This is a genomic window from Bradyrhizobium sp. P2_E8, assembly GCF_056403875.1.
The window spans coordinates 1-7182 of sequence record NZ_JBFUES010000326.1 but is presented as its reverse complement, the minus strand read 5'-3'; the positions used below and the strand labels follow the sequence as shown (position 1 = coordinate 7182).

Genomic DNA, 7182 nt, shown 5'->3' with positions numbered 1-7182 from the left:
GTACGGGCGCGGGCGCGGGAGCGGGAGCCGGTGCGGCTGCCGTGTCGGCCGGCTTCGGCGGCGGAGGCGGTGATGGCGGCGCGGGTGGTGCCGGCGGCGGGTTATTGGCGACGACGGGCGGCGGAGCGGGGGGCGCGGCCGGAGGCGTTGTCGGACGTGATCCGCCGGCTCCCGGAATGAACGAGAAATCTTCGGCCAATGAAGAGGATATCCACGGCACCTGCTCGCCGCGCGAGGCGCGGGTGACGCCCATCTTGGTGCGGTTCAGCGTCTCCTCGGCCATCAGGTCGGGGACGCGGATTTCCTTCAGCAGTTCCTGGACGAACAGGCTGTGCTCGCCGCCGGCATCCGAGATCACCGAGGCCAGCGCCGCCGAATACATCACCAGCGTGCCGTTCGGAGCGATGACCGGGGTCAGGCCGGCCGAGAAGCTGYGGAACCGGCGCTCGAACGGGTTGCGCCTGGAGGCATCGACCAGCGCGATCTTGACGCCGGCGCCGCGGGTGTTGAGCTCGCCGAGGACGGCTTCCAGGCTGAAACCGTCGCGGCGCACGTCGGATTCGGTCCAGATTTGCGCGTCGACCGGCAGCATGTAGCTCTGGCGCGCCGACTGGATGCCGAAACCGCTGAAGAATATCAGCGCCACCGAGCCCGGCTTGATCTTGCCGTAGAGCTTGTCGAAGGCGCGGCGCATGCCGTCGCCGGTCAGGTTCTCACCGATTTCGACCGAAAAGCCGTCGCGCTTGAGCTCGTCGGCGATGTCACGGGCGTCGTTGAGCGGCTCCTTCAGCGGGGCGTCTGCATCCGGATATTTGGCGTTGCCGATGACCAGCGCATGTCGGTCGCCGGCCGCAAGCGACGGCGCGGTCGGCACGAGCGAAACGAGCAAGGGAAGAAGGAAAAGGAAGCGAATTTTCATAATCAGCGCGGTCCAGCCAAAAAGGCGCCGTTCCAGCTTGCGCCGCGGCGACCTTAACTTACGCAATGTGCATTATCAAACCGGGGAGAGGGGGCGTCAACCGCTTGGAGATTCGGCATTATCGCGACGATTGACCGCAATGCGTGGGTGCGCCGCGCGGGGAATGAACCGGCCATCATGGTTGGGCTCGACGCGATCTGGTTGGGCATTGTAGCGGCCATGTCAGGACACCCATGATTGGGGACCCATGTTTAGGGGAGTCATGTTTACGGGAGTCTTGGCGCCGAAAATGTGATTGGTCTCACATTGGAGCGGGCCTCCACGCATCACGCCTCCACGCATCACGCGGTTGGACCTTTCCGGCGGACAATGGCTTGGTGCGCTCGTGCCTCCCCGACGGTCCACTCACAAAAAAGCAAACCAAAAGCAAGATCATGGGAAACGCCTACGAAATCTACGCACTGCGCTATGCGACGATGTCGCCGCGCACCCCGCACATGAACTTCCTGGCGCCGGATCCGCATGACAGTGCGGCGCAGGACCTCGACTACTTCGTCTGGCTGATCCGCGGCGGCGGGCGCGACATCCTGGTCGACACCGGCTTCAATGCCGAGGAGGCGAGTGCGCGGGCACGCAAGCTGACGCTCAATCCGGTCGATGCGCTGGAGCGCTTCGGTGTCGCGGCGTCGAGTATTCGCGACATCGTCGTGACGCACCTGCATTACGACCACGCCGGCAATCTCGACCGCTTCCCGAACGCGCGCTTCCATCTCCAGGAGCGCGAGATGGCCTACGCGACCGGCCGCTGCATGTGCAACGGACTGCTGCGACATCCATTCTCGGTCGAACACGTCACGCAGATGGTGCGCCATGTCTATGGCGAGCGCGTCACCTTCTATTCCGGTGATGGCGAGATCGCGCCCGGCGTCACCGTGCACCGCGTCGGCGGCCATTCCGACGGCTTGCAGGTGGTCAAGGTCGAGACCGCGCGCGGGCCGGTGGTGCTGGCCTCCGACGCCGCCCATTACTACGCCAATCTCCAGCGCCGCAGCCCGTTCCCGATCGTCTACAATGTCGGTGACATGGCGGTTGGCTGGGAGACGATCGAGCGTCTCGCCGGCCATCCCGACAGGTTCATTCCCGGCCACGATCCGATCGTGACGGAGATCTATCCGCGTGCCAGCGACAAGGTCGACGCCTGGGCGCTGCACCTGCCGCCGTCAAAGTCGTTTGCGAAATGACGGCCTGCCGATCCTCATAGTGAGGAGGCGCGTAAGCGCCGTCTCGAACCATGCAGGCCCGGCTCGCGCGTCCCGGCCTTCATCCTTCGAGACGCGCGTTCCGCGCTCTTCAGGATGAGGGTCTGGCCGCCACGCGAGGCGAGACTAATACGCCTGCTTGGCATCCGCCTCTTCGCTGGTCTGGATCAAGTCGAGGCTCTGTTCGATCTTGCCGAGCAGTGCCGAGAGCTGCTTGCGCTCCTGCGCCGAGAGGCAGGCGAGGATCTCGTCCTCCCGCCGCAGCAATTGCGGGAACAGCTCTTCGTAGAGTGCGCGGCCTTTCTTCGTCAATTGCAGGCGGAATTCGCGGCGGTCGGCTTCGTTCTCGACCCGCTCGATCAGCCCCTCATGCAACAGYATGGTCACCGCGCGGCTGATGGTGGATTTGTGCGTGCGGGTGCATTGCGAGATGTATTGCGCGCTACAGGCATCGTTGCGGAAGCCGAGCGTCGCGATCACGCGCCAGGCAGGGATGTCGAGGCCGTGACGCTCCTGATATTCGACCGCGAGCGCGGAACTCACCTCCGCCGCAAGCCGGTTGAGGCGGAACGGCACGAACTTGAACAGGTCGAGCCGTGTTTTTGGCCGCGGCGACGCCTCGCCCGCCTCTTGTCTCTTCAGCGCCGCATCGCTGGATGTTCTCGCCAAGGCTTGCGCTCCGAATTCCAGTTGACGGCCGGCCGGCTCCGGTCCAAAATAGTTGCACGTGAGACTATCTAGCAGATCAGTCCCCTTTTGACCAGAGCCGAGGTTAGCGCATGGCGCAGGCCAATACGCAGCAGGCCAAAACCCAGTTCGGCTATCGCCGTCACCCCGATCAGGATCGTCCCGGCCAAAATCCGGCCGAGCATCCGGTCGTGATTGTCGGCGCGGGCCCGGTCGGGCTGTCGCTCGCGATCGATCTCGCGCAGCGTGGCCAGAGCGTCGTCCTTCTGGATGATGCCGACCGCATCGGCGAAGGCTCGCGCGCGATCTGCTTCTCGAAACGCTCGCTGGAATATTGGGACCGGCTCGGCGTCGGCGACCGCATGGTCGAGAAGGGCGTGGTGTGGAGCGTCGGCCGCATTTTCCACGGCGAATCCCAGCTCTACCAGTTCAACCTGCTGCCGGAAGACGGTCACAAGCGGCCGGCCTTCATCAACCTCCAGCAATATTACGCCGAGGCCTATCTGGTCGATCGCATCAGCGATTTGCCTGAGGTCGACCTGCGCTGGCGCAACAAGGTGACGGCGCTCGAACAGCGCAACGATTCCGTCGCGTTGACGATCGAGACGCCGGAGGGCGCCTACCGCCTGCACGCGCAATATGTCGTCGCCTGCGACGGCGCGCGGTCGTCGCTGCGACAGATGGTTGGCGCCGAGTTCGCCGGCCAGGTTTTCGAGGACCAGTTCCTGATCGCCGACGTCAAGATGACAGCGGAATTCCCGACCGAGCGCTGGTTCTGGTTCGATCCGCCGTTTCATGCCGGCCGCTCGGCGCTGCTGCACCGGCAGCCTGACGACGTCTGGCGCATCGACCTTCAGCTCAATCGCTACGCCGATCCTGTTGTCGAGAAGAAGCCGGAAAACGTGCGGCCGCGGATTGCGCGCATGCTGGGCCACGACAAGTTCGAATTCGAATGGATCTCGCTCTACAAATTCCAGTGCCGGCGGATGGACCGCTTCATCCATGGCCGTGTGGTCTTTGCCGGCGACTCCGCGCATCAGGTCTCGCCCTTCGGTGCGCGTGGCGCGAACTCGGGTCTGGAGGACGCGGAGAATCTGTCTTGGAAGCTCGATCGCGTGCTGCGCGGCAAATCGCCCGCGAGCCTGCTGGAGAGCTACCACGTCGAACGCAGCCTGGCGGCCGACGAGAACATCCGCGAATCCACCCGTTCGACCGATTTCATGGCGCCGAACTCGCATCAGGAGGCGCGGCTGCGCAAGGCGGTGCTGTCGCTCGCCAAGGAGACCGAGTTCGGCAAGCGCATGGTCAATGGCGGCCGGCTCTCGGTGCCGTGCAGCTATGATACGTCGCTGTCGTCGCCCGATGCGGATGCCTGGCGCGGCGGACCGTCCCCCGGTTGTTCCATGTTCGATGCGCCCGTCTCGTCGCGTGAGGGCGAGCAGGCCTATCTGACGGACGCATTCCGCAAGGGTGGAACGGACTTCGCCTTGCTGTCGTTCAGCAATGGCGCGCAGGTCGGCGCGCCCGAAGGCGTGAAGGATATCCGCATCGGCGGCGAGGGCGGACTTGCCGATCCCTTGGGCCTCGTCGCAAAGCGCTACGACGCCGAGGCGGGTGCTGCCTATCTGCTCAGGCCCGATGGCTACGTTGCCGCGCGCTTCCGTCATCCGACGCGTGAGGCGATTGCGGCTGCGTTGTCGCGGGCCCAAGGGTTGAATTGAAAGGCTTGAATTGAGGATTCTCATGCCGCTTTCCACCAGCTCCAACTTCGCGCGGCCTGACGATGCCTTTCGCGCCATCGTCGAAGCGCATCGCGGCTTCACCGACGAGCAGAGCGCCGATTTCGACGCCGCGCTGGTGCTGATCCTCGCCAACCATATCGGTGACATCGACGTGCTGCGGGAGGCGATCGGGCTCGCGAAGCGCCGGATGATCGACGGCCAGCAGCAGCAACAGCAACAACAATAACCCTGTGACCTGAGGACGAATTTGATGGCGAAGAACTTCGCATCCACCGGCGATCTCGCCGAGAAGAAGATCACTTTCTCGGAGATCGGCACCGATCTCTATGCCTTCACCGCCGAGGGCGATCCGAACACGGCCGTGATCGTCGGTGACGACGGCTGCCTGGTGTTCGACGCGCAGGCAACGCCGGCGATGGCGGGCAAGGTCATCGAGCGGGTCCGCACCGTCACCGACAAGCCGATCAAATATGTCGTGCTGTCGCATTATCACGCCGTGCGCGTGCTGGGGGCCTCCGCCTACAAGGCGCAAGGCATCGTTGCCTCGCAGGAGACCTATCGCCTCATCGAGGAACGCGGCAAGCAGGATTGGGATTCCGAATACGGCCGCTTCCCGCGCCTGTTCCAGGATGCGCAGAGCATTCCCGGCCTGACCTGGCCGACGCTGACCTTCGAGGGCGAGATGTCGATCTATCTCGGCAAGCGCGAGGTTCGCCTGATGCAGCTCGGCGCCGGCCATACCTCGGGCGACATCGTCGCCTGGGTGCCGGATGCGGAAGTGATGTTCTCCGGCGACCTCATCGAATATCACTCGGCCTGCTATTGCGGCGATGCGCATTTGCGCGAATGGCCGCTGACGCTGAACGAGATCCGCAACTTCAATCCCAAGGCGATCGCGCCGGGCCGCGGTGACGCGCTGAAGGGAACCGCCACCGTGCGCGAAGCCATCGCGATGACGCGCGACTTCGTCACCTCGCTCTATGGCGCCGCCGAAATCTCGGTCGCCAGGGGGCGCACGCTGAAGGAATCGATGGCAGCGACGCGCGAGGTGATGGATCCGAAATTTTCGAGCTTCGCCATCTACGAGCACTGCCTGCCGTTCAACGTGTCGCGCGCCTATGACGAAGCGTCGGGGATCGACGATCCCGTGATCTGGWCCGACAAGCGCGACCAGGAGATGTGGGCCGCCCTGCAAGGAGGAGGATAATCATGAACATCAATACCTCGCCCGATCAGATCATCCGCAGCTCGGCCCAGGTCACGCCGGGCTACATGTCCGGCTTCGGAAACAGCTTTGAAACCGAGGCGCTGCCGGGCGCGCTGCCGATCGGGCGYAACTCGCCGCAGCGCTGCGCTTACGGGCTCTATGCCGAGCAGCTCTCCGGCTCGCCCTTCACCGCGCCGCGCGGCAGCAACGAGCGCTCCTGGCTCTACCGCATCCGCCCCTCGGTGAAGCATTCCGGGCGCTTCGAGAAGGCCGACGCCGGCCTGTGGCGCTCGGCGCCCTGCCACGAGAACGATTTGCCGATCGCRCAGCTGCGCTGGGACCCGGCGCCGATCCCGAAGGAGGACATGACCTTCCTTCAGGGCGTGCAGACCATGACGACCGCCGGTGACGTCAACACGCAGGCCGGCATGGCCGCGCATGTGTATCTCATCACCAGCTCGATGGTGGACCAGCATTTCTACAATGCCGACGGCGAGCTGATGTTCGTGCTTCAGCAGGGCAACCTGCGCCTCGTCACCGAGTTCGGCCGCATCGACGCCGAGCCCGGCGAGATCGTGGTGATCCCGCGCGGCGTCAAGTTTCGCGTCGAGATTCCGAACGGGCCGGCGCGCGGTTATCTCTGCGAGAATTACGGCGGCGCCTTCACGCTGCCGGAGCGCGGCCCGATCGGCGCCAATTGCCTCGCCAATGCGCGCGACTTCCTCACCCCGGTGGCGCATTACGAGGACAAGGACACGCCGACCGAGCTCTACGTGAAATGGGGCGGCGCGTTGTTCAAGACGCAGCTGCCCCATTCGCCGATCGACGTCGTCGCCTGGCACGGCAATTACGCGCCGTACAAATACGATCTGCGCACCTTCTCTCCCGTCGGCGCGATCGGCTTCGACCATCCCGATCCGTCGATCTTCACGGTGCTGACCTCGCCGTCGGAGACCGCGGGCACCGCGAACATCGATTTCGTGATCTTCCCGGAGCGCTGGATGGTCGCCGACAACACCTTCCGGCCCCCCTGGTACCACATGAATATCATGAGCGAGTTCATGGGCCTGATCTACGGCGTGTACGATGCCAAGCCGCAAGGCTTCGTCCCCGGCGGCATCAGCCTGCACAATTGCATGCTGCCGCACGGCCCCGACCGCGACGCGTTCGAGCATGCCAGCAATGGCGAATTGAAGCCGGTGAAGCTGACCGGCACCATGGCCTTCATGTTCGAGACCCGCTACCCGCAGCGCGTCACCGCGCATGCCGCGAATTCGTCGACGCTTCAGGACGATTACGCAGATTGCTGGAAGGGCCTGGAGAAGCGGTTCGATCCGAACAAGCCGTAGTGACTTCGTCATTCCGGGA

7 protein-coding genes are annotated in these 7182 nt (G+C 64.4%); 5 read left to right on the top strand and 2 right to left on the bottom strand.

Translation table 11 applies throughout. The features are described 5' to 3' along the window. Positions 1-919 (bottom strand): caspase family protein (locus AC1D00_RS19170; RefSeq protein ID WP_477011737.1); only part of this gene is annotated, 919 nt, incomplete at its 3' end. A 434-nt stretch (positions 920-1353) separates the two neighbouring features. On the opposite strand from AC1D00_RS19170, the gene AC1D00_RS19165 reads away from it, so the two are divergent. Beyond that, a complete protein-coding gene (locus AC1D00_RS19165) occupies positions 1354-2160 on the top strand; it encodes an N-acyl homoserine lactonase family protein (RefSeq protein ID WP_477011736.1) in 807 nt (268 codons plus the stop codon). 144 nt (positions 2161-2304) lie between these two features. Here AC1D00_RS19165 and AC1D00_RS19160 read toward each other — a convergent pair whose 3' ends face one another. After that, on the bottom strand, positions 2305-2847 hold the full coding sequence (locus AC1D00_RS19160; RefSeq protein ID WP_477011735.1) for a MarR family winged helix-turn-helix transcriptional regulator: 543 nt from the start codon (positions 2845-2847) through the stop codon (positions 2305-2307). 110 nt (positions 2848-2957) lie between these two features. On the opposite strand from AC1D00_RS19160, the gene AC1D00_RS19155 reads away from it, so the two are divergent. The 4 genes from AC1D00_RS19155 to hmgA are packed head-to-tail and all read left to right on the top strand — an operon-like array spanning position 2958 to position 7163. Continuing rightward, on the top strand, positions 2958-4586 hold the full coding sequence (locus AC1D00_RS19155; RefSeq protein ID WP_477011734.1) for an FAD-dependent oxidoreductase: 1629 nt from the start codon (positions 2958-2960) through the stop codon (positions 4584-4586). Positions 4587-4608: 22 nt separating this feature from the next. Then, positions 4609-4833 (top strand): DUF2783 domain-containing protein, encoded by a 225-nt coding sequence (locus AC1D00_RS19150; protein ID WP_135178955.1) that lies wholly within the window; start codon positions 4609-4611, stop codon positions 4831-4833. A gap of 24 nt (positions 4834-4857) precedes the next feature. Next, complete coding sequence (locus AC1D00_RS19145) at positions 4858-5814, top strand: MBL fold metallo-hydrolase (RefSeq protein ID WP_477011733.1); 957 nt, start codon at positions 4858-4860, stop codon at positions 5812-5814. Between the two features lie 2 nt (positions 5815-5816). Continuing rightward, a complete protein-coding gene (gene hmgA, locus AC1D00_RS19140; RefSeq protein WP_404551966.1) occupies positions 5817-7163 on the top strand; it encodes a homogentisate 1,2-dioxygenase in 1347 nt (448 codons plus the stop codon). Positions 7164-7182 lie beyond the last annotated feature (19 nt).

What these genes read in the sequence shown, in the direction of transcription:
- AC1D00_RS19155 (WP_477011734.1), top strand. Translation starts at nt 2,958, where the DNA reads ATGGCGCAGGCCAATACGCAGCAGGCCAAAACCCAGTTCGGCTATCGC.
- AC1D00_RS19150 (WP_135178955.1), top strand. Translation starts at nt 4,609, where the DNA reads ATGCCGCTTTCCACCAGCTCCAACTTCGCGCGGCCTGACGATGCCTTT.
- AC1D00_RS19165 (WP_477011736.1), top strand. Translation starts at nt 1,354, where the DNA reads ATGGGAAACGCCTACGAAATCTACGCACTGCGCTATGCGACGATGTCG.